This is a genomic window from Acinetobacter amyesii (assembly GCF_023499985.1).
Lineage (GTDB): Bacteria > Pseudomonadota > Gammaproteobacteria > Pseudomonadales > Moraxellaceae > Acinetobacter > Acinetobacter amyesii.
Genome location: NZ_JAMCOU010000028.1, coordinates 17,920 through 43,835, shown reverse-complemented (window position 1 = coordinate 43,835; position 25,916 = coordinate 17,920). Strand labels below are relative to the sequence as shown.

Annotated in this window: 26 protein-coding genes; 16 read left to right on the top strand and 10 right to left on the bottom strand. The window is 40.3% G+C overall.

The features are described from left to right. The first annotated feature begins 23 nt into the window (after positions 1 to 23). From M5F03_RS16625 to pal, 7 genes are all read left to right on the top strand, one after another. A complete protein-coding gene (locus M5F03_RS16625; RefSeq protein ID WP_257223222.1) occupies positions 24 to 149 on the top strand; it encodes a hypothetical protein in 126 nt (41 codons plus the stop codon). Positions 150 to 215: 66 nt separating this feature from the next. After that, positions 216 to 623: a tol-pal system-associated acyl-CoA thioesterase gene (gene ybgC / locus M5F03_RS07295; protein WP_078190367.1), complete on the top strand. Its 408-nt coding sequence runs from the start codon at positions 216 to 218 to the stop codon at positions 621 to 623. Between the two features lie 27 nt (positions 624 to 650). Next, positions 651 to 1,349, top strand: coding sequence for a protein TolQ (gene tolQ, locus M5F03_RS07290; protein WP_078192037.1), 699 nt, complete (start codon positions 651 to 653; stop codon positions 1,347 to 1,349). After that, positions 1,349 to 1,798 carry a protein TolR gene (gene tolR / locus M5F03_RS07285; protein WP_078190369.1) on the top strand — a complete coding sequence of 150 codons (450 nt, stop codon included), beginning with the start codon at positions 1,349 to 1,351 and terminating at the stop codon, positions 1,796 to 1,798. The genes tolQ and tolR overlap by 1 nt, the downstream gene beginning before the upstream one ends. A gap of 3 nt (positions 1,799 to 1,801) precedes the next feature. Next, positions 1,802 to 3,121 carry a cell envelope integrity protein TolA gene (tolA, locus tag M5F03_RS07280; protein WP_249707760.1) on the top strand — a complete coding sequence of 440 codons (1,320 nt, stop codon included), beginning with the start codon at positions 1,802 to 1,804 and terminating at the stop codon, positions 3,119 to 3,121. A gap of 444 nt (positions 3,122 to 3,565) precedes the next feature. Next, complete coding sequence (tolB, locus tag M5F03_RS07275) at positions 3,566 to 4,849, top strand: Tol-Pal system beta propeller repeat protein TolB (RefSeq protein ID WP_171263728.1); 1,284 nt, start codon at positions 3,566 to 3,568, stop codon at positions 4,847 to 4,849. Positions 4,850 to 4,917: 68 nt separating this feature from the next. After that, positions 4,918 to 5,487 (top strand): peptidoglycan-associated lipoprotein Pal, encoded by a 570-nt coding sequence (gene pal, locus M5F03_RS07270; RefSeq protein WP_249707758.1) that lies wholly within the window; start codon positions 4,918 to 4,920, stop codon positions 5,485 to 5,487. A 267-nt stretch (positions 5,488 to 5,754) separates the two neighbouring features. On the opposite strand, the gene M5F03_RS07265 is transcribed toward pal, so the two are convergent. Beyond that, a complete protein-coding gene (locus tag M5F03_RS07265) occupies positions 5,755 to 5,952 on the bottom strand; it encodes an NF038105 family protein (RefSeq protein WP_078190373.1) in 198 nt (65 codons plus the stop codon). A gap of 184 nt (positions 5,953 to 6,136) precedes the next feature. Here M5F03_RS07265 and M5F03_RS07260 point away from each other — a divergent pair, with 184 nt between their 5' ends. The 5 genes from M5F03_RS07260 to M5F03_RS07240 all read left to right on the top strand — a co-directional run bounded on the left by M5F03_RS07260 (position 6,137) and on the right by M5F03_RS07240 (position 9,426). Then, positions 6,137 to 7,111: a class 1 fructose-bisphosphatase gene (locus tag M5F03_RS07260; protein WP_180023325.1), complete on the top strand. Its 975-nt coding sequence runs from the start codon at positions 6,137 to 6,139 to the stop codon at positions 7,109 to 7,111. A gap of 52 nt (positions 7,112 to 7,163) precedes the next feature. Then, positions 7,164 to 7,940, top strand: coding sequence for a TrmH family RNA methyltransferase (locus M5F03_RS07255; RefSeq protein WP_078192042.1), 777 nt, complete (start codon positions 7,164 to 7,166; stop codon positions 7,938 to 7,940). A gap of 160 nt (positions 7,941 to 8,100) precedes the next feature. Further along, positions 8,101 to 8,715 (top strand): RNA polymerase sigma factor, encoded by a 615-nt coding sequence (locus M5F03_RS07250; RefSeq protein WP_249707929.1) that lies wholly within the window; start codon positions 8,101 to 8,103, stop codon positions 8,713 to 8,715. Beyond that, positions 8,712 to 9,032: a hypothetical protein gene (locus tag M5F03_RS07245; RefSeq protein ID WP_078190377.1), complete on the top strand. Its 321-nt coding sequence runs from the start codon at positions 8,712 to 8,714 to the stop codon at positions 9,030 to 9,032. The genes M5F03_RS07250 and M5F03_RS07245 overlap by 4 nt, the downstream gene beginning before the upstream one ends. Continuing rightward, complete coding sequence (locus M5F03_RS07240; RefSeq protein ID WP_078192044.1) at positions 9,022 to 9,426, top strand: DUF3106 domain-containing protein; 405 nt, start codon at positions 9,022 to 9,024, stop codon at positions 9,424 to 9,426. Before M5F03_RS07245 ends, M5F03_RS07240 begins: the two co-directional genes overlap by 11 nt. Positions 9,427 to 9,510: 84 nt before the next feature. Here M5F03_RS07240 and M5F03_RS07235 read toward each other — a convergent pair whose 3' ends face one another. From M5F03_RS07235 to cxpE, 4 genes are all read right to left on the bottom strand, one after another. Next, complete coding sequence (locus M5F03_RS07235; protein ID WP_249707756.1) at positions 9,511 to 11,925, bottom strand: CSLREA domain-containing protein; 2,415 nt, start codon at positions 11,923 to 11,925, stop codon at positions 9,511 to 9,513. A gap of 24 nt (positions 11,926 to 11,949) precedes the next feature. Continuing rightward, positions 11,950 to 13,761: a rhombotarget A gene (gene rbtA / locus M5F03_RS07230; RefSeq protein WP_249707754.1), complete on the bottom strand. Its 1,812-nt coding sequence runs from the start codon at positions 13,759 to 13,761 to the stop codon at positions 11,950 to 11,952. Between the two features lie 118 nt (positions 13,762 to 13,879). Further along, the gene (gene hda, locus M5F03_RS07225) at positions 13,880 to 14,584 is read right to left on the bottom strand and encodes a DnaA regulatory inactivator Hda (RefSeq protein ID WP_078190380.1); all 705 of its coding nucleotides are present in this window, start codon (positions 14,582 to 14,584) and stop codon (positions 13,880 to 13,882) included. An 18-nt stretch (positions 14,585 to 14,602) separates the two neighbouring features. Next, positions 14,603 to 15,820 (bottom strand): chloramphenicol efflux transporter CxpE, encoded by a 1,218-nt coding sequence (gene cxpE, locus M5F03_RS07220; protein ID WP_180021921.1) that lies wholly within the window; start codon positions 15,818 to 15,820, stop codon positions 14,603 to 14,605. Positions 15,821 to 15,954: 134 nt separating this feature from the next. Here cxpE and purM point away from each other — a divergent pair, with 134 nt between their 5' ends. From purM to M5F03_RS07205, 3 genes are all read left to right on the top strand, one after another. Continuing rightward, the gene (purM, locus tag M5F03_RS07215) at positions 15,955 to 17,025 is read left to right on the top strand and encodes a phosphoribosylformylglycinamidine cyclo-ligase (RefSeq protein ID WP_078190382.1); all 1,071 of its coding nucleotides are present in this window, start codon (positions 15,955 to 15,957) and stop codon (positions 17,023 to 17,025) included. Between the two features lie 9 nt (positions 17,026 to 17,034). Next, entirely contained in the window at positions 17,035 to 17,664 is a 630-nt protein-coding gene (gene purN, locus M5F03_RS07210) for a phosphoribosylglycinamide formyltransferase (protein WP_111883942.1), read from the top strand. Between the two features lie 267 nt (positions 17,665 to 17,931). Beyond that, complete coding sequence (locus M5F03_RS07205; protein ID WP_078192049.1) at positions 17,932 to 18,369, top strand: META domain-containing protein; 438 nt, start codon at positions 17,932 to 17,934, stop codon at positions 18,367 to 18,369. An 84-nt stretch (positions 18,370 to 18,453) separates the two neighbouring features. On the opposite strand, the gene M5F03_RS07200 is transcribed toward M5F03_RS07205, so the two are convergent. After that, entirely contained in the window at positions 18,454 to 19,263 is an 810-nt protein-coding gene (locus tag M5F03_RS07200) for an alpha/beta fold hydrolase (protein WP_180059246.1), read from the bottom strand. Continuing rightward, positions 19,260 to 20,285 carry a signal peptide peptidase SppA gene (gene sppA / locus M5F03_RS07195; protein WP_078192397.1) on the bottom strand — a complete coding sequence of 342 codons (1,026 nt, stop codon included), beginning with the start codon at positions 20,283 to 20,285 and terminating at the stop codon, positions 19,260 to 19,262. Before sppA ends, M5F03_RS07200 begins: the two co-directional genes overlap by 4 nt. A 127-nt stretch (positions 20,286 to 20,412) precedes the next feature. Here sppA and M5F03_RS07190 point away from each other — a divergent pair, with 127 nt between their 5' ends. After that, the gene (locus tag M5F03_RS07190) at positions 20,413 to 21,384 is read left to right on the top strand and encodes a lysophospholipid acyltransferase family protein (RefSeq protein WP_168378069.1); all 972 of its coding nucleotides are present in this window, start codon (positions 20,413 to 20,415) and stop codon (positions 21,382 to 21,384) included. A 31-nt stretch (positions 21,385 to 21,415) separates the two neighbouring features. Here M5F03_RS07190 and M5F03_RS07185 read toward each other — a convergent pair whose 3' ends face one another. The 3 genes from M5F03_RS07185 to M5F03_RS07175 form a co-directional block, all read right to left on the bottom strand. Then, the gene (locus tag M5F03_RS07185; RefSeq protein WP_249707752.1) at positions 21,416 to 23,875 is read right to left on the bottom strand and encodes a DNA internalization-related competence protein ComEC/Rec2; all 2,460 of its coding nucleotides are present in this window, start codon (positions 23,873 to 23,875) and stop codon (positions 21,416 to 21,418) included. Positions 23,876 to 23,984: 109 nt separating this feature from the next. Next, complete coding sequence (gene lolD / locus M5F03_RS07180) at positions 23,985 to 24,668, bottom strand: lipoprotein-releasing ABC transporter ATP-binding protein LolD (protein ID WP_078192053.1); 684 nt, start codon at positions 24,666 to 24,668, stop codon at positions 23,985 to 23,987. Continuing rightward, positions 24,661 to 25,896: a lipoprotein-releasing ABC transporter permease subunit gene (locus M5F03_RS07175; RefSeq protein WP_180023318.1), complete on the bottom strand. Its 1,236-nt coding sequence runs from the start codon at positions 25,894 to 25,896 to the stop codon at positions 24,661 to 24,663. Before M5F03_RS07175 ends, lolD begins: the two co-directional genes overlap by 8 nt. Between the last annotated feature and the right edge of the window lie 20 nt (positions 25,897 to 25,916).

The window sequence follows — 25,916 nt, the reverse complement described above, 5'->3', positions numbered from 1 at the left end:
AGTAGTCTCTTTTTTAACCAATAATGACAACTACGAAAGTTAAAGATTTACGTGAGTTGAAACCTTGTGCCATTGGACTGATGACTCACGGTGCTAAACTGCCCGTCATTGAAGCACTTGACGAATCATTGAATTATCGCCATTTTTAAATGCTCTAATTCTATGCTGAAGTGCAGAACAATATTTTTCAGATTTTATAAAGACGGAACACTCTCATGGCGAATAAATTCGAATTCAACATTCGTGTATATATTGAAGATACAGATGCAGGTGGCATTGTTTACCACGCAAATCATATTCGCTTTATGGAACGTACCCGCACAGAATGGCTGCGCGCTTCAGGTGTAGACCATTATTGGCATCAAAAAGATTACAACTTTGTCGTTCATAAAATTAATGTGAAATATTCACGTCCTATATTAATGGATGACCTGATTACTGTTACAGCAAGTGTAGTTTCGTGTAAGGCTACGTCATTTGTGTTGCAACAAAATATTTATCGTGGTGATATTATGCTGGCATCAGGTGAGGTAGAATTGGCATGTATCAGTGCAGAGATGAAACCCCGTCGCCTTCCTGATGAAATACGTGAACTGATTCTGAAAGAATTGGAACAAGATTAAAAAAATTATTTGGCACATGTAGTAACTATGGCAACTCAACTAGAATCAACACTCAAAGTTTCAGACCTCATCTTACAAGCAAGTCCTGTCGTACAACTGGTAATGCTCCTGCTGCTCTTAGCTTCGTTATTCAGTTGGTATCTGATTGCCAAGTTACACATGAGTTATAAAAAAGCGCAGGCCGATGATGAACATTTCCAAAAAATCTTTTGGTCTGGCGCCGAACTCAACACTTTATACAACAATGCTCAGCTCAACTCGAAACGTGTTGGCCTTGAAGATGTCTTCTATCAAGGTTTAGGCGAGTTTTTCAAACTTAAAAAACGTAATGCCAGCGCAGAACAATCAATTGAAGGTACAGAACGTATTCTTCGCGTAGGTTTAAGCCGTGACCAAGGACATTTAGAAAATGGTTTAGGCGCGCTTGCGAGTATTGGATCGGTTGCACCCTATGTTGGTTTATTCGGTACCGTTTGGGGCATTATGAACGCTTTTATTGGTTTGGCAGATGTTGACCAAGTCACCCTTGCTACGGTTGCTCCGGGTATTGCAGAAGCATTGATTGCAACGGCCATTGGTCTTTTTGCGGCAATTCCTGCTGTACTTGCATTTAACCATTTCACAGCCAAAGGTGAAGCAGTTTATAACGATCGTGCGCTTTTTGCCGAAGAAATGGTTGCGTTATTACAACGCCAGTCTGTAGGTTCAACTCAGGACAATGACTAATGGCTATTCAACGTTCTGGACGCTTTGAGCGCATCAAAAAACCATTAAAAAGTGACATGAACGTCGTACCTTATATTGATGTCATGTTAGTTCTTTTGGTGATTTTTATGGTGACCGCACCAATGATCACGACAGGTGTTAAAGTCGACTTGCCACAAGCCAACGGTACGCCTATGCAAGCGGAAGATCGCCCTGCGATTGTTACACTTGAGGCGGATGGAACGATCAAACTCGAAGATAAAAATCATCAGAATGATGTACTCACACTTGATGAACTAAAATCTGTTTTAACTGCTTCACAAAATGAAGCGAACGAACAGAAAAAGCAAATGAGTGTCCTGATTAACGGCAGTGAATCTCGTCCTTATGGTGAAGTCATGAAACTCATGTCTGCCCTTCAAGATGCAGGTTTAACACAAGTAGGTTTACTGACTGAGCCATTAAAATAATTTATGAAAGATTTCAACAAGCCGCCTTTTAAACAAAAAGCCGTTGCGATTGGTTTCACACTAGGTGTTCATATCGTCGCTGTGGTTGGCTTACTTTATCTTGGCATGAGTAAACCACCTGAGCCCCCTAAAAAAATAACCACTGTTTTGGTAAAACCGGAAGATTTGAAACCTGTAACTCGTGAAGTCACAGAGTTTGATGAAACCGCGCATGAAAATGTAGCTGAACAAATCACGCAAACAGCAGAACCTAGCGTTGAACCAGCACCCGAGATTCCAACGGCTGCACCACCTAAACCAGCAGAACCACCTAAGGCAGATCCACAGGTTGCTGCTCAACAGGCACTCGCTGCGGCAAAAGCACAGCAGCTTGCTGAACAAAAAGCTGCGGACAATGCAAAGCGTGCTCAAGAACAAGCTAAAGCGGCTGAAGCTGCAAAACTAAAAGCACAACAAGAAGCCAAAGCGGATGCGGCTAAGGCAAAAGCAGATGCTACGGCGAAAGCCAATGCTGAAGCAGCAAAACGTAAAGCAGATGCTGATGCCAAAACCAAGGCTGAAAAAATCCGTGCCGATGCTTTAAGAAAAGCAGAAGCTGACAAAGCCAAAGCTGCAGCAACGGCAAAAGCCAATGCAGATGCAAAAGCCAAGGCCAATGCGGATGCTGCAAAACGTAAAGCAGATGCAGACGCGAAAGCTAAAGCCAATGCGGAAGCTGCAAAACGTAAAGCAGATGCTGATGCAAAAGCCAAGGCCAATGCGGATGCTGCAAAACGTAAAGCAAATGCGGATGCTGCAAAACGTAAAGCAGATGCAGACGCGAAAGCTAAAGCCAATGCGGAAGCTGCAAAACGTAAAGCTGATGCTGATGCGAAAGCTAAGGCCAATGCAGAAGCTGCAAAACGTAAAGCAGATGCCGATGCAAAAGCCAAGGCAGATGCAAAGGCTAAAGCCGATGCCGAAGCACGCGAACGTGCAGCCGAAGAAGCCAAAGCTTCATCAGCTAAAAAAGCAGCTGAAGAAGCCGCACAGAAAAAGGCTGAAGCGAAGAAGATTGCATCTACTGCAAAGAAAGATTTTGAAAATAAAATCCGTCGTGCATGGGACACACCTTCTGACTCTGCGGGTAAATCGGCAACTGCTCGGGTGACATTATCAGAAAGTGGTTCAGTCCGCTCAGTTATTGTGAACTCTAGTGACCCTGATATGAAAGCCAGTATTGAAGCCGCGGTTCGTGCTGCAGCACCGTACCCAATGCCAAGCGACCCTGATGCTAGACGTGAAGCACAAAGCTTTACCTCTACATTTAGATCTTCAAATTAAGTTTGATAAATCCCTGCATTGATTGCGGGGATTTTTTTATATTTCTTCTGAATATGGCAAACTTTGGAAAATTTATTGATTAGATGGGTTCATTCACTGATTTTTTGAATGAAACAAATTCTATTTGGTCGACACTTTTCATAAAATGACATATATATAAGTTTTACTAGCTCAGCCTAATTAAGAGCTACTTATTTCTTCTAAACATTTGATTCAAAAATTAAATTTCAACTATATAGAATTATCATTTCCAATTCAAAATGTGATGTTGTCTGCACCAATTTTAAGATAAACTTCAGTGAACTCGAATAAAATCTCTGCATTTTTCACAGTGTTATAACAGTTCAGTCATATTTTCATGCTTTTAATAATCCAAAATCATGCCATTATGTGACACAACCTAATACAGACAATAACTCACATTTTTAGAGTAGTTAGCGAATGATGGAAATGACGCGTAAACATCTTCTTTGCTTAGCAATTATGACCGCTTTGAGTCCAGTTTTAATCACTCAAACACATGCACAGCTTCATCTTGAAATCACCAAGGCGCCTGAAGAGGCACCTAAAATTGCGATCGTGCCTTTTAGTAATGACTCAAATATTTATCCAGTGGTTGAAAATGACTTGAACCGCTCAGGTAAATTTACCAGTGCCTCTAAAAACTTACCTGCAACTGCAACAATAAATTCACCTAATGCAGAAGCATGGAAAGCTGCGGGCGTACCCTATGTCGTGACAGGCACATCAAAAACAACAGCAGATGGCTCTTATGAAATTCACTACCAACTGTATGATGTTGAAAAAAAACAATACCTGTTAAATGAACTACTCACTGTACCTGCTTCACGTTACCGTCAAGCAGCGCATATGATCAGTGATGCAATCTATCAAGCTTTAACTGGCATTCCAGGTGACTTCAGCGGCCGTATTGCCTATGTATTGCGTAATGCAGCAACACCAGATCAGCGCTATACCCTACAAATTGCAGATACGGATGGTGAACAACCCCGTACCATTTTGACTTCACGTGATCCAATCTTGTCCCCTGCTTGGACACCTGATGCTAAAAAGCTAGCTTATGTTTCTTTTGAAACCAAACGCCCTGCAATTTACATTCAAGACTTAGCAAGTGGTAACCGTGAAAAAGTTGCAAGTTTCCGTGGTTTAAATGGTGCTCCAAGCTTCTCACCTGATGGTAAATCGATGTTGTTTACCGCTTCAATGCATGGCAATCCTGAAATCTATCAAATGGATTTACAGACTCGCCAATTAAAACGTATGACCAATGACACAGCGATTGATACAGAAGCACGTTATGCCCCTGACGGTAAATCATTTATTTTTACCTCTGACCGTGGTGGCTCTCCACAAATTTATACCTACAACTTAAGTGCTGAAAGTGTAAAACGTTTAACTTTCCGTGGTGCATTTAATGCCCGTGGCACTTTAAGTGCTGATGGTAAAAAATTAGCTTTGGTGCATCGTCCTAGCGGTAGTAACTATAAAGTTGCGGTTCAAGACATTGGTTCTGGTGTAACCAATATTTTAACACCAACAAGTTTAGATGAATCCCCAAGCTTCTCTCCAAACGGTCAAATGGTGGTGTATGCAACACGTGAAGCAAACCGTGGTTTGCTCTCGATCATGTCTTTAGATGGTCGTTTCCGCATGAACTTACCAAGTGAACAAGGTGAAGTTCGTGAACCAGCTTGGGCACCGAAATAAACACTGCATGATTTATTCAACAATAACTTTTTAATGAAACATCATAAATAACCGTCATGGAGACCAATATGAAAGCGATGAAACTGATTGCATTACCTGTTTTAGCTACAGCATTAGTAATGACTGGTTGTGCCAGCCGTAAACCTGCAGCAGACACACAAGCAGGACAAAACCCAAATAGCTCAACCACTGTAAACACTTCTGGTTTAAGTGAAGATGCAGCACTCAATGCACAAAACCTAGCCGGTGCATCATCTAAAGGTGTAACTGAAGCGAATAAAGCATTTTTAGCGAAGCGCGTAGTACACTTTGACTACGACAGTACAGAGCTTAGCAATGAAGACTTACAAACCCTTCAAGCTCATGCACAGTTCCTTGTTGCTAATGCAAACTCACGCGTAGCTTTAACAGGTCATACCGATGAACGTGGTACTCGTGAATACAACATGGCGCTTGGTGAGCGTCGTGCCAAAGCTGTTGAAAGCTTCCTGATTACAACAGGTGTAAGCCCTAACCAGCTTGAAGCAGTCAGCTATGGTAAAGAAATGCCAATCAATGCAGGTCATGATGAAAATGCATGGAAAGAAAACCGCCGCGTAGAAATTAACTACGAAGCTGTTCCTCCGCTACTTAAATAAGACTTGAAAAAGTCTGAGCTAAAAAAAAGCACTCATTAATGAGTGCTTTTTTGATTTAACCCGTATCATTTAATTTATATCGTTTCATTTTCATCGTTCTGTTGCAGCGTTCTTTGCTTTAACTCAATTTAGCCCTTTAACTCAGGATAAATTCGATTAGCAGCTTTAGAACTTAAGAAAATATCCAATTAAAAATGCAAATGAACGACTTTTAAAACGATATCCTTAGCTTTACCAACTAGAAAATTAGCTTAACAATCCAAATCATTACGCTTCTGCTTCTGGATGTTCAGCATTTTCTTTTTCTGTTTGCATCGACTCAATGAGATCATGTTTATTGAACTTTTTATACTCTGCTTTTGCTTCGTAACTGCTCCATGCAGCTTTAACGGTATCCGCAGAAATATCGTCTAAATTCAATCCCTCAGTTGCAGTCGGAGTCGCATCAAATTTTTGTGTGGTCATTGTTGTGCTCCCTGTCTTTCGATTTATACATTAGATTCAACATAGCATGTTATTCAGGACTTGCAATGGTAAAATCACGACAAATAGTCTAGTTTAATTTTTCTTTTCCTTCGTTCTCATCTAAAATGTTGCACAATCACATTTTTATCATTTTTGATAAATTAATATTTGGAGTTTTCCGGTTATGTCAAATCTCACCCTTTCCCAATTTCTACAACAACAAAGTGGTAATCTTACTCCTGCATTAGCACAAGTTATTGAAACAATTGGTAATACATGCAAAGACATCGACCTTCTTTTACAAAAAGGTGCTTTGGCTGGTGTATTGGGTAGCGCGCAACACGAAAACGTTCAAGGTGAAGAACAAAAGAAACTTGATGTCATTTCAAATGATTACCTCATCGATGCATTAAAAGTTCATCCACATGTCGGTGGTTTGGCATCTGAAGAATTAGATGAATTCACACCAGCTCAAGAAAATGGCGATTATCTTGTCTTGTTCGACCCATTAGATGGTTCAAGCAACATCGATATCAACATGTGTGTTGGTACAATTTTCTCAATTCTTCCTTCAAAAAATGCCGTAACGCAAGCTGAAGATTTCATGCAAGCGGGTGTTAACCAAGCGGCTGCAGGTTATGTACTGTATGGCCCATCAACAATGATGGCTCTAACTGTCGGTGCTGGCGTAGTCTTCTTTACTTTTGATCCAGAAAGCAAAGAATTCTTATTAACTAAAGATGCAATTGCAGTTGCAGCAGATACTAAAGAATATGCAATTAATGCATCGAACCAGCGTCACTGGGAAGAACCTGTAAAACGTTATATCGACGAACTTCTTGCAGGTAAAACTGGCCCGCGTGAAAAAGACTTCAATATGCGTTGGGTCGCATGTATGGTGGGTGATATTCATCGTATTCTTTGCCGTAGCGGTATCTTCATGTATCCATACGACTTCAAAGATCCGAAAAAAGCAGGCCGTCTACGTTTAATGTATGAAGCAAATCCAATGAGTATGTTGATGGAACAAGCTGGCGGTGCTTCTACAACAGGCCGTGTTCGCATTCTAGACATCCAACCAACAGAACTTCATCAACGTGTTCCTGTGATTATTGGTTCTAAAAACGAAGTTGACCTAGTTACGTCATACCATAATTAATTTCTTATAACGAAAGTCAGTATTTTTGCTGACTTTCGTGGATATCTCCCTCATGGCTCTGATTTATCTCGAATCAAAAGACAACCCGAAAATTAAGCACCTCCGTGGCTTAATCGAACAAAATGCCTACCGTAAAAAACAAGGTCAAACTGTTTTGGAAGGCACACACTTGGTGTTGTCATGGTTAGACTCAAAACGTCCAATCAAATCGATTTTCACCACTGAACAAGCAATTAACCATGCTGATTTCGACCGCATTGCGGAACAATATCAAGGTGCTGTGTTCATTCTAAGTGAATCTTTATATAAAGATATCAGTACACTTGGAACATCGATTGCTTGCTTAGCGATTGTGGATTTACCAAGTTCAAGTGAAGCGCTTAACTTCAGTGAAGACACCTTAATTTTAGACAACATTCAAGACCCAGGAAATGTAGGCACCCTACTCCGTTCTGCTGCAGCAGCAGGTATTGAACAAGTTGTTTGTACCAAAGGCTCTGCATCGCTCTGGTCACCGCGTGTATTACGCGCAGGTATGGGCGCACATTTTTCATTAAATACCTTTGAAAATATTGCCCTTGAAGATATTTTGACTAAATTCAAAATTCCAGTGTATGCAACAAGCTCACATCAGTCTGAAAACCTATATAGCAAAAATTTACGCAAACAATGTGTGTGGATTTTAGGCAATGAAGGTCAAGGTGTTTCTGAGTATGCATTACAACATGCAGAAGCCGTTGCGATTCCTCAACCGGGTGGTCAAGAATCACTAAACGTAGCCATTGCTGGCTCGATCTGTTTTTTTGAAATGGTACGTCAGCGTCAGTAAAATCGTTATTTTATTGTATTTAGCGCTTAAGCCTGAAAAAAATAGACTACACTAGAAAAAATAATAATTCTTTTTGTCAACCTAACCGTTATTTCCATCGTTATTTGTATATGAATATGGAAATAATGGTGGGTATCCGATGACAGGATTTTCCATCTCTATGGATTTAGCACCCAAAAAGTCCGAGACGCAAGACAGCAGTGTTTTAAAAAGCACGGCTGAGTCTCGCCTGAAAAACTTCATGAATGAGGTGACGGGGCGTGCTTTAGTAATGATGGAAAGTGCAACGCATAGTCAACATGGCATTGCCATGGACTTGGTGCAAGAAGCCTTTATTTCCTTACATAAAGCTTATGCTGAAAAGTCCACAGAGGAATGGTATCCCCTGTTTTACACCATTTTAAATAACAAGCTGCAAGACTGGCGTCGAAAAGAAGCACGTCGTTCGCAGCCGTTTTCCTTATTTAGAAAAGTCAGCCTAGATGACGACGATATCGAGATACAGGATGTGGTAGATGAATCTACACCAAACCCTTTCGACTTTCTGGATCAGGCTGTCACTGCAGAGGAAATACAAGATGCTATCGCAGAACTTCCAGTCCGCCAGCAACAAGCATTTATGTTGCGAGCTTGGGAAGGCTTTGATACGCATACAACTGCAGAAATTATGAATTGTTCCGAAGGCAGTGTGAAAACACATTACCACCGTGCCATTCAAGGTTTACGTACCGCTTTGGCACATTTGAATCCACATATGGGAGGATCATCCGAATGAAACAAGATGATTTCTTAAAGCAAGTAACTTCCAAACTTGATGGACTCGCACAGCACCATAAAGACAAAGCAACTGTCATGAATAACGTGCTTGAAGATATTCATCAGCGCGAAACTTCACGTTATGGTTTCTGGAAAATGTCTGGCTTTGCACTTGCAGCAGCAATTGCAGGTTTTGTCATTTTACCAAATGCGACTGTACTGGATGACAAACCACAAAATCAGGTGATTTCAACCCCTAAGCTCTCTCCTCAAATGGTGGAAGATCTTGAAATGTTGATGGTTCTGGGTGAGGACAAAGTTCCACATGGCAGCTAAAAAATTAGCAATTGCATTCTGTGCTTTTAGTTTTTTGCAAACCAGTTTTGCTGGCTTTGATCGCTTTTGGATATTTTCAAAAGATGCAGATACTCAAGTCAATGAAACTTGGGATTCGCTATCTGAAGCAGAACAACAGGCTTTAATTAAAAAGTATCAGGCACTCAAAGAGATTCCTGCAGATCAACGTGTCAGCTTGCAACAGCGCATGGATTGGTTCACCCAACTTCCAGATAGTGAAAAGCAGCGTATGCGCGAAACATGGCAAAAAATGAGTACTTTAGAACGTAAAGAACTCGCGACACGTATGCAAAAAGCTAGTCCTGATGAACGACCTGCTATTCGCGATGAGTATATCAACAAATATTTACAGCCTATCGCTGTCGCTCACTAATCTAAAACAGCAGCATGTTGCGAAAATCAAATCAATTACATTAGTTAAGCCATAAAAAAGCCTCTTATCGAGGCTTTTTTTGTCTTACTTGCTCAACCGACGCTGACGATACATACCTAAACCAATCAGTGTCAACAGCCCAAATAATCCCATCGAACCACCGCCGCTAGAAGAAGAGTTGGTGTTTTTCGCGGTATTCTTAAGGGTCAAAATTGCATTGTTTGATGCAATGGCGTCACTATCGACAACGCTATATTCAACAGGATAGTCAAACTGACTAAAGCCATTTTTTACTGAGAAGGTAATTTTTCCACCGTAGCAGGTTTCCTTTAAATAACTTGCTGGGCAACTGCCACTATACTCAGCTTCAAAGTTTAAACCTGCTGGGATTTTCGTAAAACGAATTGGAATAATTTGGCCTTCTTCATTTTTATGCCATACCGATTTACCCGCTGGCATAGATGCAACTGGACCATCACCATCATCATTAGCATTCTCTAATAAATTATTGACGGTAACAGACAAATTATTTGACGGACTAATTGTGTATTGAGCAGCTTTGGCCACTGGGGTCATATTTTTAAATGCCACACGTACTACACCAGAAGATTCCGCCTGACTCCCTGTCTTTTGTTTTAGCGTATATTTACAAAAACCGTATTCGGTAGGCGCTGTTGTTGCCCCACTAGTGCGATATATAACGATTTGTTTTATTCCCGCATCCCAATCACAATGTAGGTCATGTGGTGGATTACCCACAATACTTGCTTCGCCTGTACTAGACACCGTAATTTCACTGCCAATGCCGATTGGTGAAGTCGTTACAGTGTAGTTGTCAGCATTTAAGGCGATTTGTCGTGTTTCAGCACTTCCATTCACAGACTCTTCTTGAGGTAATGATGCTGGGAATGGATCAAAATAAACTGCACGATACTTAAGGTTATTTTTTAATGCACTTAATACCGCTTCGTACTTTGTTAAATCATCCTGATTGGCAACTTTATATTCTGCATAATTTGGATCTTCGATATCCTTTTTCAAACTATCAATTGTATTTTGATACTTATCTTGCAGAGCTGTTAAAGACTCATTGGTAATATCTGCCATATCTGCTGCGGTTAAATTCATTAACTCAACCGAACCAATATCACATGTGTTTCTTTGCGTAGGTGATAACTGTAAAGTACCATCTGTGATCCGCAAAATGCCCCGTTGATCCGCATCACTACAGCCGTCTAAGCCCAGATTGATCAAGTCAAAACCACTGCCGATTGCTTTCGGGTAATACAAAGGTAAATACAAATTATAAGCAGATTTTGTTTGTAGGGCGCTTAATAAAGTCCCCATAGCATAACTACTTACATCATGGTTTTGCAGAAAGCTTTCCGTACTATTCAGCACACTTTCGGGTAAATCACACTGTGCGGCTGCCAGTTCAAATGCATTATTACTTGCAACAAATTTTTGACTATTATCAGGTACAGCGTTATTGAGATAACGACAAGATTTACCACCAGTATTGTAGGCCAATACATTGAAATACCAAGCCTTTGTACCATTGTTATCATAATAATAGGTACTAGCCGCATTGTTCTCGACTATTGTATTACTGGTTAAAACGAAGCTAGAAAAAGCACTTAAACGTTCCGTTCCCTGAGAAATGGCGCGGATAATACTACCCGTACTTGGATTTGCTTGGTTTTTTGCAATCGTATTTGCTGTCAGTTCAACCTTGGCATTTCCACAGAAGTCCATCACACTATTGCTCGTCGATGAACCATTTTGAATAATACTGCTTTGCTGGAACACAATTTCAGGCTGGGTATCCCCCAAGTTCCCGATACAGTCCATAGCTACAACACTACCTTTAGGTGCGACGTTACCCTGAACTAAACTGCTCACCAATAATGTTTTTTTCGACATATTATGCGCAACGGAGTAGATAGCACCGCCAGCAACTTTGGCCTGAGAGTTTTCTATTGCACCATTATTTAAGGTAAATGCTCCCCCTAAATACAAGGCACCACCACGGTCTTCTGCCATCCCGCCAGTAAGGCGTACATTATTGACGATAAAGTTGGCTTCTGAGCGTGAAGTATTAAAAATACGCGATTTGCCTTGGGCATTAATCGTCGTTCTAATATCTTCATAGGCAGGAAATTTCTGCGTCAGTAAATTTTTTGAATCATAGTTAAAGCGATTTTTCCCCTCAATCACGATCTGATTGAGCGGAACTAACTCACCTTTGGTCAGAAGATATTCACCTGCTTCAAGTTGAATATAATCGGTCTGCCCATTATTTGGGTTACCGACATTACATCCACCAAAAGATTTGTTTTTACGCGCAGTTTCAATTGCTTCACGTAAAGAACATTGATTGAGATTTTCACCATTTTCATCCTCAAAGGTCGTAACTTTGATGATGTTACTTGTCGCTGCCATAGATGACATAGCCGCAAGGACCATGACCGCCAGCAATCCTTTTTTATAATTTTTCATGTGCTGTCCTTAATTCTATCCAGACTATTTTTTAAAGCGACGAAATCCAACTAAGCCAAGTAGTGCAAAAATACCTGCCCAGCCTAGAGCACCACCTGATGTTTTAACTGTTTTACTTTCCATTTCATTGTTTGGTTCTTGGAAAATACGCACTTCTGCAGCTAAATAATTTTTTGCCGAAGTATTAAAACGGGTTGAAGACGTCACCACACGCAATTCAAAAATATCTGCGCCATGCCAATTTCCATTTGGCGTGTATTCAAAATCACCATTCAAATTCAGTGTAAATTTACCTTTTGATTCGGTGCTTTGTACAACTATTGGACAACCATCTTGCCATGGCTCACCTGTTGGATTTGCCATACCCATCACTTTTGTACATTCTTCTTTTGGAATTAAATCACTGTCACCTAAAGCATCTAAGATATTAAACTTCGCCACTTCACCTGTACGTATGTCTTTACCTAAGCGAGGCATGCTCACAGGAACCACAATTTCGATAGCCCCACGATCACACCAAACATCATCCAAATTACGATTTTTTCCACGCTGATCAGAAGACTCACAATACACATGATGCTCATTGCCATCTGCTGTGGTCTTCCCCTTATTTAATATCGGGCTTGAGAAAATCGTTTCGTAATCTAATAAAATACGAGGACGTAAATAACCAATAAATGCGTTGTTTGCTTTGGTAAATGGACAGAAAAGTGCATTACGATCTTCTGTTAAGGTTTTACAGCTACCTTCATCTTCACCCGCGATTAAACTTGTCCCAGACCACACATCATTTAAATTTGCAACAGGCCCAACAGGACAACTCGCAGCCACTAAGTTGTTATAAAAAACAGATTTGTCTGTTCCTGAGTTCACAACTTTACAATCTTGAGCGGTGCCACTGAGCGCATTACCAATCACCACACTATTGGCTAAATAAGCATGCTCAGAGGTACTATTTAGTTCAATACCACCACTGTTCTTCAGTACTGTAATATTATTGAGTGCTAAACCATCACGTAAATTGACAGCAAAACCTTTGTTTTTGAAAAAGGTACTATTGGCAATGATATTTTGAGGGTTACTGAACACCAACTTGCTGATGTCTGCGAGCCCATTTTGATTGTAAACAATCGCTCGACCAGAAGTGCTTTCATTATTTTTAAATAAAGATGTATAGATTTCATAAGCCGGTGCTTCTGAGTAAATTGCACTACCATCTACCGCTTTGTTGTTTTGAAAAATCGTGGTTCGTATATACAGACGGCTTGCTACAGCTGCGCCATCTTCTGAGAATCCAACATTGTAGATTGCACCACCAAGTCGTGCATTACCATCTTCAAACTTTACATTTTCAAGTGTGAGTTTTTCATTATTAAAAAGGATGCCGCCTTTATCAGCGCACTGATCTTGCTTACATCCTTTAAATGAAATTTCTTTAAAATTGATCGCAAGTAGTTCTTTTTCGCCATCATTAATATTAAAAATTTGATCCTTACCCGTCATTTCAATGACGGCATTATTAAGACCGAGTACGACATCTTCATTGACGTTAGTGTCATACACCGTTTTCAGGTTCAATTCCGCTTTAATATCAATTTTTTTAGTGAGTTTATAAACTTCATTTTTCTTCAGAGAAATTGAGGCATAGGAGTCTTTACCCCCGCAACCATTATATCCGGCTTCTGGCATACCATTATTAATATATTCTATGGCTTCACGAAGTGAACATTCCTTGTCATCCTTTACAACATCTTCAGTGGTTGTAACGATAATTTCTGCGCTAAATGCATGACCTGCTATGAGAAGCATGCCAATGCCTATGCTCTGTTTGAGCATATCCATCTCCTTAAATATTTTTTATCTTTTTATTCTTAAGTTGCACAATCCTTGCAACATTAAAATATTTTTATGTACTTTGTCACAGCTTGAGTAATTACTCAAGAATTTTTATTGCTTACCGATATTCATCAATTAGGGCAAAAATTTGTCTTAAATTGGCATGACTCAATTTGACTTTTTCACCTTTTAACATCTGAATCAGTTGTTCTAAAGATCTAAGTAAAATGGATGCCTGATGCGGCCCATGTGCTAACAAGTAATCTACAATTTGTTGATCCATATGGATGCCACGTCGCGCCAAAACAGAGTTTACGAGTGCTTGTCGGTCTGCGTATAAACTACCATTTGGTACTTTTACACTGACAGCCTGAGTTAATCGAGACTGTAAATCTGGCAGTTCAAGTTTGAGTTCAATGGGCGCCAGCCGAGATGAAAAGACCAATTGACCACCTTCTTCGTTATTATAATTAATCAGGTGAAAAACAGCTTTTTGCCAATGTGGAACTCCGCTAATCGCTTCAATATCATCTAAAGCCACTAAGTCATAGCGATCGAGCGAAGTAATCGCTTCAGTGGGAGCATCTAGCAATTCAAGTAATGAAACTTGAATTGCTGATTTGCCAATTTCTAAATAGGAGTCACATATTGCAGACAGTAAATGGCTTTTTCCTGTGCCAGCTCCACCATAGATATAGAAACGATTCATTAAACCAGCATGTAACTGACGAACACCATCGATTACATGCCCCCAACTCGGCCCAGAAAAATCACTAATTCGGGCATCGAGTTGTGGTTCTATATCTAGCTGCAATTGACGCATATCTATATTTTGGCCTTATCAATCTTTATGTTCTGATCTTTCAATGTTACTCGAAATTTCAGGATCTTGCAGCGAATTTGCAGACTGATTTTTGAGCTCAATATCGACAGCAACTTGATTGGTTTCTACGTTTAAAGTGCCACTTGCAGCATCATTTACGACAAGTACATCATTTCGGTATAAATTACTTTTCTCGTAATTTTCGCGTGCATGACGTAATAAGACCACAATAATCGCTGCAACGGGTAGTGCAATGAGCATTCCGAGGAGTCCTGCCAATTGCGCGCCTGCAAGGACTGCAAATACCACTGCCACAGGAGACAAACCAATTTTGTCGCCTAATAAGAAAGGCTGTAAAATATAACCTTCTATTGCCTGCCCTACCATGAATACCACCAGTACTAAGGCCAAATGCACCCAATCCAAACCGAATTGGAACAGGCAAGCCACAATTGCCGAAATAATACCTACCGCAAAACCCAAATACGGAATAATACTGGCTAGACCCGCAATCATCCCAATGATGATGCCAACTTCAATACCGACTAATTGGAGTCCAACCGCATAAACAACGCCCAATAAGAACATTACCAAGAATTGGCCTTTTACAAATGCACCTAAAACTTCATGACATTCGCCCACGATTGTGAGCGTGCTTTTTTCATATTTACGTGGAATAAGTCGACGCATGTTTTCTAACATACGCTCCCAATCTAATAAGAAATAGAAAGCTATGATTGGAATTAAGACAATCGTGCCACCAATCTGTATGAAATTCAGACCCGATTGTGCCACTTTTAACAACATGGCTTGGATACTGTCTGCACTATAGTTGGTTTGAATATACTCCATGATCGCTGCTGACATTTGCTCTGTATCAATTTCCATCGGTACAAGATTAAATGTCTCTGATAACCACGGCAGGAATGTATAGTTGACCCAATGAATATTGCTTGGAATATTGTTTTTCGCATACATCAACTGTTCCCATACCAGTGGTACGAGGAACCACATTGAAAGGAATATAGCGACACCAATTCCAATAAAGACCAAACTGATAGATAACCAGCGCGGCAAGCCAATATTATGTAATTTATCGACTAAAGGGCTAAATAAATATGCAATTAGAAATGCGCCGATAAAAGGAACAACTACAGGCTTTAATAAGTATAAAACCCATATGATCAATGCTATCCCAGCAAGAATAAATATTCGGCGCAAGGTGCGATCACCCATATAAAGTCACCTTTTTTCAATGTAATCGTTATAGAAAGGAAAATATTTTAATAAAGATAACATTTTAGTGCGAAATAGCATAAGAGTTTTCCATATTCAGGTTATAATCCCCGCGCGAATGCGGAGACTTCATTATGAGCAACTCAACTTCTACCCCAAACACTGGTTTAAGCTACAAAGATGCAGGTGTCGACATTGAAGCGGGCGACGCGTTAGTCGATCGTATCAAATCTGTCGCGAAACGTACTGCACGTCCTGAAGTAATGGGCGGTCTAGGCGGCTTCGGCGCTCTTTGTAAAATTCCTAAAGGTTATGAAGAACCTGTTCTCGTATCTGGCACAGATGGTGTTGGTACAAAATTACGTTTAGCATTGAATTTGAACCGTCATGACACAATTGGTCAAGACTTGGTTGCAATGTGCGTAAACGATCTTCTTGTATGTGGTGCTGAACCACTGTTCTTCCTTGACTACTATGCAACTGGCCACCTCAACGTTGACGTTGCAGCAAATGTTGTGACTGGTATCGGTGCGGGTTGTGAACTTGCAGGCTGTGCATTGGTTGGCGGTGAAACTGCTGAAATGCCAGGTATGTATGAAGGCGAAGACTATGACCTTGCAGGTTTCTGCGTAGGTGTAGTTGAGCAAAGTAAAATTATTGATGGCTCTAAAGTTAAAGCGGGTGACGTTTTAGTTGGTGTTGCATCTTCTGGCGCACACTCAAACGGTTACTCACTTCTTCGTAAAATTTTAGATGTGAAAAACGTCGACCTTACTCAAATCGTTGATGGTCGTCCACTTGCAGATACAGCAATGGAACCAACACGTATTTATGTAAAACCAATTCTTCAGTTATTGAAAGAAGTGGATGTACACGCTATGGCGCACATCACAGGCGGCGGTTTACCGGGTAACTTACCTCGCGTACTGCCAAATGGTGCTCAAGCGGTAGTCAATGAAGCATCTTGGGAATGGCCAGAATTATTCAAACTACTTCAAAAAGAAGGTGGTGTTGAACAATTTGAAATGTACCGCACATTTAACTGTGGCGTAGGTATGGTTCTCGTGGTTGATGCAGCCGATGCTGACAAAACTGTTGAATTACTCAATAGCCTTGGCGAAAAAGCATTCACAATGGGTCACATTGCAGATAATGCTGAATCTGTTGAAGGCGCTGACGAAAAAATCCGTGTAGTTTTCGCATAAGCAACGTTCATGATTAAAATTGCTGTACTTGTTTCAGGCAGCGGATCTAACCTGCAAGCCCTGATCGATGCCAATCTATCAGGCCAAATCGTTGGGGTGATTTCCAATAGACCTGACGCTTTTGCACTGCAACGTGCAAGAAAAGCAAAGATTGCAACTGCAGTCATTGAACATAAGCAATATCCAAGTCGTGAAGCTTTTGATGATGTGATGCATCAACAACTGCTCGACTGGGATGTTGATTTGGTCATTTTGGCAGGCTTTATGCGCATTTTAAGCGCAAAATTTGTCAAAGCATGGGAAGGAAAAATGATTAACATCCACCCTTCTCTGCTGCCAAATTATAAAGGTATGCATACTCATCAACGTGTTTTAAACACCGGTGATGTCTTCCATGGCTGTACAGTTCACTATGTGACTGCAGAACTGGATGCTGGTCAAGCGCTTGCTCAAGGCGTGCTTAAAGTCAATGTGCATGATCATGCTGAAAGTCTGGCAGATCGGGTTCACGTGCTTGAGCATGTGATTTACCCTCAAGTGGCAGAATGGATTTGTAATGGCACCATTCAACACACTGAAAACGGTGTTTTATATCGTGGCGAGCCTTTGCAACAACCTGTTCAATTCTGTAAGTTCTAAACAACTGTATAATTTAACAATCAACGCATCTTAGGGTGCGTTTTGTTTTTCAGTGCCAAATAAAACTCTATTTATTACTAAAATCTAAAATCTAAAATCTAAAATCTAAAATCCATTTTTGCAGAATGTTCAACTTTATGATCAATATGTAGTTTTTAGTTAAATTAAAGCTTTTAGCATCATTAAAATAATAAGCTTATATTGCAATTAGTAAACCTTATAAATCTAGAAATATTACATCCTTCAAACAAAAGTGGAGAAAATCACATGTTAAAATCCATCACACTGGCGACTTGTGCATGTATAACACTGGGTATGATTGGTTGTGCTACGACATCAAATCCGGCTACTGATCGTAATTTAGATAAATTACAAAACAAAAATTGGGTTGCGAGTGAAATTCAAGGCGTTAAGCTTGAAGCTGACCCTAACAATTCGAACGTACCCACCATCACTTTCGACGATACTCGTGTAAGTGGTTCTGATGGTTGTAATCGATTCATGGGCGGTTACGCTGTGCAAAACACAAAAATCCAATTTTCAAACCTTGCTACAACACAAAGAGCGTGTTTGACTGCGACAAATATTCCTCAACATTTTTCGCAGGCATTGAGCCAAGTTACTCATTATGATGCCTCTAAAGATCATTTGAAATTTTTAGATGCCAACAACAAAGTTGTTTTACAATTTGAAAATGCGAAATAAATCTCAAAGTAGAAAGTAGAATGTTTCATTCATAAAAAAAGCACTCTATAGAGTGCTTTTTTTATGTGTTGTGGTTTTTAAGGTTTAATGATGACGCTTAGACGATTTGAGTAAATCTTTGATCAATTCCACAGTTTCTACAGGATGTTCTAAGGGGAACATATGACTCCCCGCAGCAACTTTAAATGGAATCGCAAATTTTTTCTCTACCATTTGTGGAAAGTGCCGAGCTAAAAATGGTCCCTGCTCTGCAATTAACTGCTGTACAGGTACTTGCGGTTGAGCATGAGGTAACCACCACAGTGAAGGATTGGTTCGAAAAATATGAACTTCATCATCACGTGAAATCGTCAATTCCACCCCACCACGCAGTTTATCGTCCATCAAGGCATGATCAATATAAGCTTGATAACAGTCTGGATCGAAATCTTTATAAAAACCTTTCGGCCTTAAAAGCTCTGCTGCTTGTTCACGGCTGTCCCAATGATCACGACGACGCTTCGACAATCCTGCTGGGGACATTTTATCGAGGACTTTAAGTTTGAGGAGTTTTGCGATGTGCAAAGCAAAAGACTCTTTACCCATGATCATAGGCGGATCAATCATTAACACTTGTTCAAACAATTCTGGACGTTGTAAAGCAGCCTGAAATGTTAAAACCGAACCTAATGAGTGACCTAATCCAATCACCTTACGACCATTGGCCTGACGTACAATACTGTCAATGACTTGCTGTGTTAAGCTCTTCCAATGGTTATCGATTGGGTAACGCTTATCTGGCCCAAGTAAAGGTACATAGATCACATCATATTCATCACTCAGTAAATCAAACAATTTTTGATAAACCCGTGATGGCACGCCATTGGCGTGCGCAAAATGAATTAACGGTTTCATTGTAATTTCGTGCTGTTTTCAGATTGAACCTGTTGTGACAATGCGCTTGCCAAACCTTGACCAAACGAACTTCCCATACGACCTAGTACAGAATCAAACGGACTATTTTCAATGGTATAGTTCACTGCTTTTTCAGTTTTCAATTCACGTTTCAGGCTATTTAAACTACCTGTACGGTCAGCAATACCTAGCTTCACAGCCTGATCACCCGTCCAAAATAAACCTGAGAAAATAGCTGGATCATTTGATTTTAATTTCTTACCGCGACCTTCCTTCACTGCATTAATGAAATGCGCATGAACATTATCAAGTACACCTTGAACATGTGCTTTTTGTGCTGCATCAACAGGTTGAGTCATGGATAAAATGGCTTTGTTCTCACCCGAAGTCATGGTGCGATCTTCTACACCGAATTTTTGCATCAAACCACTAACACCATAATTCGGCATAATCACGCCAATCGAACCCACTAAACTTGAAGGATTGACAATAATTTCATCTGCCGCAGACGCAATATAGTACGCACCTGAAGCGCCTGTATCACCAATAATGGCATACAGTTTTTTATCGGTATGGGCTTTTTTCAAGTACTGAATTTCTTGCCAAATTTCATCAGACTGAACAGGTGAACCACCTGGTGAATTAATATTTAAAACAATCGCTTTGCTTTGTTTATTTTCATAAGCTTTTTTCAAAGCTTTGATGGTATTTGCGCTGTTTACACTTTGCTTGTCCGCTGCAATGGTCCCAATGATATCAACCACAGCAATATGTGAACCCGCTGTCGCTGCTGGATCAGATGACGACATGCTGCAACTTTTTGCCATCGCAATGATAATAAATAACAAATAAGCAAAGGTTAAAAATTTAAAAAATATACCCCATCTACGTGCTCTACGTTGTTCTTCAACGGAAGAAAGCACGGCTTTTTCTAATATTTTCCATTCATTTCCAGTTGGCTGCTGAATATTGTTTGAAGAACTTTGCTGTTTTTCTTCAGGTTTTGGTGGCCATTCGGACATAAAAAAACCCATTTGATTGTTAATTTGTAGTCATTATATACACGCTAATCGCTATAACTGTCTAATCAATTCATTTTCCCCTATAATTATTTTAAATTTTCTTTCATTTCTTTCAGACTTAAATAAGATGACCGACCAAAATTCACAGGACACCACATATCACCTGTTAAAATTTATCAGCCGTCAACCTATTCAAATTTCAAGATTAATTGCAAAAGGTTTGGCTGGGTTAGTCAATGTTTTAAAAATCTCTAAAACCTACTCTACGATTCAACGCAATCTAAAAATTGCATTGCCTGAATTATCAGAGTCAGCTCGCATTCAACTCACTAAACAAGCGATTCGAAACGAACTTTGTTCTTATTTTGAATTTTTTAACATTTGGGGTGCAAGTACAGAAAAAAATATTCAACGAATTCATCACGTACATGGCGCTGAATATTTACATGAAGCGCTCGCCCTACAAAAAGGCGTTGTACTCGTAGTACCACATTTTGGTACTTGGGAAATCATGAATGCATGGGTTGCGCAGTACACTCAAATGACCATCATGTACAAGCCGGTAAAAAGCGAATCTGCCAACAATTTTGTCCGTGCTGCTCGAAGCCGTGAGCAAGCAATATTGGTTCCTACGGATGAATCAGGTGTACGTCAGATTTTCAAAGCCTTAAAACAAGGTGGGACGACTGTGATCTTGCCAGACCATACCCCCAATGCCGGCGGCGAAATGATTCCATACTTTGGTATTCCACTAAAAACCAGCAACTTAAGTGCAAAATTAATTCAAAAAACCAAAGCACGTGCGCTCTTACTGTATGCCATTCGTAACGATAATCATGGTTTTGATATGCATATCGAACCTATGGATGAGAATATCTATCAAGGCAATGCAGATGATGGCTCTATAGTTATCTTTAAAGCAGTGGAAGATTTAATTCATCGTTATCCAGAGCATTATCACTGGAGCTATAAACGCTTCAAAGCCAACCCAAAATTGAGAAATCTATACAATATTAGTGATGAAGAAGCCGCTCAACGCATTCGTGATATTCGTGAGGAATATCAAAGACAGCAAACAATAAAAAATGTGGCAGAATGACATTTTCAAGCAATACACTTGAAGCAGTTTTCTATTCAGATTCTTTAGATAGCCTGCGATATAGATCGAGCCATTTATACTTTGTCCGCTCTTCAATTAGTTCAATTTGCTGTTTATTTTGCTTGAAATGGATACTTCCACTTTGTGCAGTTTGCAAGAGTGGAATGTCTAATTGTTTGAGGCGTGTTTGGGTCATGTTTGCAGGATGTCCATAACGATTAAAGCGCCCTGCAGAAGCAATCGCCAACTTTGGCTTAAAATGGTTTAAAAACGCATAGGATGAACTGTGCCGACTACCATGGTGTCCGAGCACCAAGACATCGACTTTTAGGTCTGGATAATCACTTAATATTTGATATTCAGTCTCCCAACCCGCATCCCCCATCAATAGAAAATGTCGTGAGCCATTGACGTCTTTGACCGTGACATATAGAACACAAGAACGTTCATTGGCATTCCATTTGGCATCTGTCAGATCTTCAGGCTTTGGCGAGAGTATTTCAAAATAGACTTGCTGATCCCAATTCCACTGCTGACCACGCTGACATAAGCGCTGTGGAGCTTGGTTTATGGTTTGTACCCGCTCATTACTTGAAAGCTGCCCAATATCAAGCTGTTGCTCCAATGAGAAAAAGCCACCGCTATGGTCTTGATCTAAATGAGTCAATAACACCCGATCTAGTCGATGAACTCCATTCACACTCAAAAATGGCCGGATGATATTCTGCCCGACACTAAATTGACTTTCATCATAGTTTCCACCGAAGTCCACCATCATATGATGATCTACAGAACGGATATAGATCGCCTGCCCTTGCCCCACATCTAAAATTGAAAGCTGAAAATTTGCTGAATTTTTCCATGGGATAAACAGAGTAAAAAAGGCAATGACCGCCCAATATTTTGGCAAGATTCCTTCAGGTAAAAATAAGATTACTATGGCGAGTATCAACAGTACGATCTGAGTTGACGTCAATGCGACATCTTGCATTTGTGGTGCAAAGAGTCGATCTAAGCCATAGAGAAACACATGCAATATTTCCAAACACAGATCATTGAATAAAAAAACCAAATGCGCCAAAGGTGTAGAAATATAAGAAAGTGCCCCTCCGATGATATCTAAAGGAACCACCACAGTCCCTAACCACGGGATGGCGAATAAATTACTTAATGGGCTAATCCAAGTCACTTGCTTGAAAAAAATCACCATCAATGGAAATAAAGCGACAAAGATTTTCCATTGTGATTCCACCATCAACCACATTGAATGCTTTAACTTTTGCCAAAAACTGGCTTCCGCTTGAGCCAGTAAATGCTTCCTTAAGGTTTGATAAATCCGCAGTAAAATAAAGCATGCGCCATAAGACAACCAAAATGCCGCGGATAAAATACTAAAGGGATCCACAAGCAATAAAATTGCGGCACTAAAAACCAGCAGTTGAAAAGGCTGAATGGTTTGCCGTAACAAAAGTATGCTACTGGCGACAAGGCAGATCGTCAGCGTTCTTAGCGCCGGTATTTCAAAACCAGTAAATGCACAATATAAAAGGACACAAAAGATAAAGGGCACGACCAATACATATTGTTTGGGCCATTTGAGATAAATTTTGGGACAATATTTGCGAATACCTAACTGCATCGCCCAACAAAGCATACTGGCAAAAACAAGTACATGTGGACCAGATATCGCCAATAAATGACTCATTCCAAAGCGTTGAAATAATTCACTGGTTCCATCAGTCAGTAAACTTTTATCACCTGTAAGCAATGCTAGCAGTAAGCCATGATTCCGCAGCGGCTGTTGGTATATAAATGCTCTTAAATATAAACGCTGCTGTTCGACTTTTATTTTGAACTGATGCAACACACCTTGATGTCGTTGATACTGCTGCCCATAGCCCATCGCAATCACATGTTGAGGTGGTATTAATTCCACCAACTTCACCTTTAAACTGGCATGTATATTTTGCTGTACGCTCCACCGCTCTTGGTCAAATGCACCTTCTGTCACATAGCTTTGGGTAGGTCGTAACTCACCATACATACGATAGTATTGTCCAGGGACCAACTGAATCGTCTGTTCATTATTTTGCAAAATTGAATTGGGTAAATACGCCATAAAATATTGAATCTGCTGATTCACATTGAGCACTTCAATTTTTTGCTGAATTGCTTGGTCTTTGAGTTGGCTGATCTGTGGAATATACGCTATAAACTCGCCTTGTCTGCTCTGATGTTCAACCAATGCCAAACGCTGATCGAGTTGAGTATTGGCGAAACTAAAGCCGAGAATTGCACCTATGCAAAGATTTGCACTGAGCTGTAAGATTTTCGAAAAGATACTTTTTAGTTTTAGTGAAATGTAGAGCTGTAGCACTAGCCAAATCAGGACAATAAAAAGCAACTGAGCTGTCGAGAGTTGTGGATTCCAAAACATGAACCCCATAAAAGAAATACCTAAAATCCAGCCAATACAAAAACTTTGTAACATGAGTCGTCATTATTTTTATTATGTGCTGGCAATAATAAAGCCCACCGCGGTGAGCTTCAATCAAACAATCTTAATCCACTAATTTTTTTTTACAAAATCAATTTAGCGCTTAGTCATCTACCCATAAACCATCTTGCATATGCAAAATCGCATCAGCAGATTGAGCTAAATATTCATCATGGGTCACAATTAGCATTGCCATGTTAAATTCTTTACGTAACTCAGACAGCAACTCAAAAATCTTCACAGCGGTTTTGCGGTCTAAGTTCCCTGTTGGCTCATCAGCCATCATCAACTTAGGTCTTGCTACCAATGCACGAGCCAAAGCCACACGTTGACGTTCACCGCCTGAAAGCTCACCCGGTTTGTGCGTCATGCGGTGGGAAAGTCCAACGCGTTCCAAAAGATATTCAGCTTGCTGCTTCACTTCTTTGAAGTTACTCGACTTACGTAACATCAATGGCATTGCCACATTTTCAAACGCGGTAAATTCAGGCAACAAGTGATGGAATTGATACACAAAACCTAAATGCTCATTGCGGATATAACCACGCTCTGCTTCACCTAAAGTGTCAAAGCGTTGACCATTAATCAACACTTGACCCGATGTTGGACGATCCAAGCCACCCAATACATGCAATAACGTACTTTTACCAGAGCCACTTGAACCAACAATTGAAACAAACTCACCTGCTTTGACTTGTAATGAAAGTCCGCGAATTACATCGACTGTAGACTTACCATCAGTAAAAGATTTGGTAATGTTTTGGGCATCTAAAACTAAATTACTCATAGCGTAGAGCCTCTGCAGGTTGAACTTTAGCTGCACGTAAAGCCGGATAAATAGTCGCGATAAAGCTAAGACCCAATGATAAGGACACAATCACCACAACATCTTGCCATCTTAAATAAGACGGTAAATAGTTGATGAAGTAAGCATCAAACATATTTAAGCCCAGTGTAGTATTTAACCAACCAACTAAATTACTAATACTAGATGCAGCAATAATCCCTAAAATTGCCCCAGACACCGTACCAATCACCCCAATCACTGTACCTTGCACCATAAAGATCCGCGTGATTGTAGCCGGTGAAGCACCTAGAGTACGCAAAATGGCAATATCGGATTTTTTATCAGTGACCACCATCACCAATGAAGACACGATATTAAATGCTGCAACCAATACAATCAGGAACAGCAATAAACTTACCATTGCCTTTTCCATTTGAATCGCACTAAATAGGTTGCCGTGTGTATATGTCCAGTCAGAAGCATAGAAGTTTGCAGGTAAATCACGCACAATTTCTTGAGACACTTGTGGCGCTGCAAAAATATCATCCAACTTCATACGGATGCCTTGCGCACCATCTGGCAGTCTTAATAAAGTCGCTGCATCGTTCAGAGCCACATAGCCCATCATCGAATCAACTTCTGCACCAATACTGAAAATACCCACAATTTTAAATCGTTTAAAACGCGGAACGACCCCAGCCGGAGAAGGTGTTGCTTCAGGAAGCACCAAGGTCACACTGTCATTCAAACCTAAACCCAAGGCATCTGTCATTTGCTTGCCAAGGACAATACCAAATTCACCTTTTTTCAGGTTATCGATACTGCCTTCCACCATATGGTCTTGGATAATTGATACCTTTTTTTCATACTGCGGTTCAATCCCACTGACCATAATGCCAGACACTTGACCTTGTGCCGTCAACATTCCCTGTAATTGGGTGAATGGTGCGACCCCTTGAACATGCTCATGCTGCTCAATTTTTTTTGCAAGTTCAGGCCAATTTGTTAAAATTTGTGTTGAAGAAACAGTGGCTTGAGGTATCATTCCTAAGACACGAGTTTTCAGCTCACGATCGAAACCATTCATCACAGATAAAACTGTAATAAGGACTGCCACACCAAGCGTGAGGCCGATCATGGATACCAGAGCAATAAAAGAAATAAAGTGGTTACTGCGCCGAGCGCGAGTGTATCTCAACCCTATATACAGCGAGATTGGTTTAAACATAACCATCTAGTCCGAGGTAA

Excerpts from the sequence above, each read along its gene's own strand:
- M5F03_RS07205 (WP_078192049.1), top strand. The coding sequence starts at position 17,932 with ATGTTAAAATCCATCACACTGGCGACTTGTGCATGTATAACACTGGGT.
- M5F03_RS07260 (WP_180023325.1), top strand. The coding sequence starts at position 6,137 with ATGTCAAATCTCACCCTTTCCCAATTTCTACAACAACAAAGTGGTAAT.
- ybgC (WP_078190367.1), top strand. The coding sequence starts at position 216 with ATGGCGAATAAATTCGAATTCAACATTCGTGTATATATTGAAGATACA.
- M5F03_RS07185 (WP_249707752.1), bottom strand. The coding sequence starts at position 23,875 with ATGTTACAAAGTTTTTGTATTGGCTGGATTTTAGGTATTTCTTTTATG.
- M5F03_RS07245 (WP_078190377.1), top strand. The coding sequence starts at position 8,712 with ATGAAACAAGATGATTTCTTAAAGCAAGTAACTTCCAAACTTGATGGA.
- M5F03_RS07250 (WP_249707929.1), top strand. The coding sequence starts at position 8,101 with ATGGATTTAGCACCCAAAAAGTCCGAGACGCAAGACAGCAGTGTTTTA.
- purN (WP_111883942.1), top strand. The coding sequence starts at position 17,035 with ATGATTAAAATTGCTGTACTTGTTTCAGGCAGCGGATCTAACCTGCAA.
- M5F03_RS07200 (WP_180059246.1), bottom strand. The coding sequence starts at position 19,263 with ATGAAACCGTTAATTCATTTTGCGCACGCCAATGGCGTGCCATCACGG.
- tolQ (WP_078192037.1), top strand. The coding sequence starts at position 651 with ATGGCAACTCAACTAGAATCAACACTCAAAGTTTCAGACCTCATCTTA.
- tolB (WP_171263728.1), top strand. The coding sequence starts at position 3,566 with ATGGAAATGACGCGTAAACATCTTCTTTGCTTAGCAATTATGACCGCT.
- cxpE (WP_180021921.1), bottom strand. The coding sequence starts at position 15,820 with ATGGGTGATCGCACCTTGCGCCGAATATTTATTCTTGCTGGGATAGCA.
- M5F03_RS16625 (WP_257223222.1), top strand. The coding sequence starts at position 24 with ATGACAACTACGAAAGTTAAAGATTTACGTGAGTTGAAACCTTGTGCC.
- M5F03_RS07255 (WP_078192042.1), top strand. The coding sequence starts at position 7,164 with ATGGCTCTGATTTATCTCGAATCAAAAGACAACCCGAAAATTAAGCAC.
- M5F03_RS07190 (WP_168378069.1), top strand. The coding sequence starts at position 20,413 with ATGACCGACCAAAATTCACAGGACACCACATATCACCTGTTAAAATTT.
- M5F03_RS07235 (WP_249707756.1), bottom strand. The coding sequence starts at position 11,925 with ATGAAAAATTATAAAAAAGGATTGCTGGCGGTCATGGTCCTTGCGGCT.
- lolD (WP_078192053.1), bottom strand. The coding sequence starts at position 24,668 with ATGAGTAATTTAGTTTTAGATGCCCAAAACATTACCAAATCTTTTACT.
- tolR (WP_078190369.1), top strand. The coding sequence starts at position 1,349 with ATGGCTATTCAACGTTCTGGACGCTTTGAGCGCATCAAAAAACCATTA.
- pal (WP_249707758.1), top strand. The coding sequence starts at position 4,918 with ATGAAAGCGATGAAACTGATTGCATTACCTGTTTTAGCTACAGCATTA.
- tolA (WP_249707760.1), top strand. The coding sequence starts at position 1,802 with ATGAAAGATTTCAACAAGCCGCCTTTTAAACAAAAAGCCGTTGCGATT.
- purM (WP_078190382.1), top strand. The coding sequence starts at position 15,955 with ATGAGCAACTCAACTTCTACCCCAAACACTGGTTTAAGCTACAAAGAT.
- M5F03_RS07240 (WP_078192044.1), top strand. The coding sequence starts at position 9,022 with ATGGCAGCTAAAAAATTAGCAATTGCATTCTGTGCTTTTAGTTTTTTG.
- sppA (WP_078192397.1), bottom strand. The coding sequence starts at position 20,285 with ATGTCCGAATGGCCACCAAAACCTGAAGAAAAACAGCAAAGTTCTTCA.
- rbtA (WP_249707754.1), bottom strand. The coding sequence starts at position 13,761 with ATGCTCAAACAGAGCATAGGCATTGGCATGCTTCTCATAGCAGGTCAT.
- M5F03_RS07265 (WP_078190373.1), bottom strand. The coding sequence starts at position 5,952 with ATGACCACACAAAAATTTGATGCGACTCCGACTGCAACTGAGGGATTG.
- M5F03_RS07175 (WP_180023318.1), bottom strand. The coding sequence starts at position 25,896 with ATGTTTAAACCAATCTCGCTGTATATAGGGTTGAGATACACTCGCGCT.
- hda (WP_078190380.1), bottom strand. The coding sequence starts at position 14,584 with ATGCGTCAATTGCAGCTAGATATAGAACCACAACTCGATGCCCGAATT.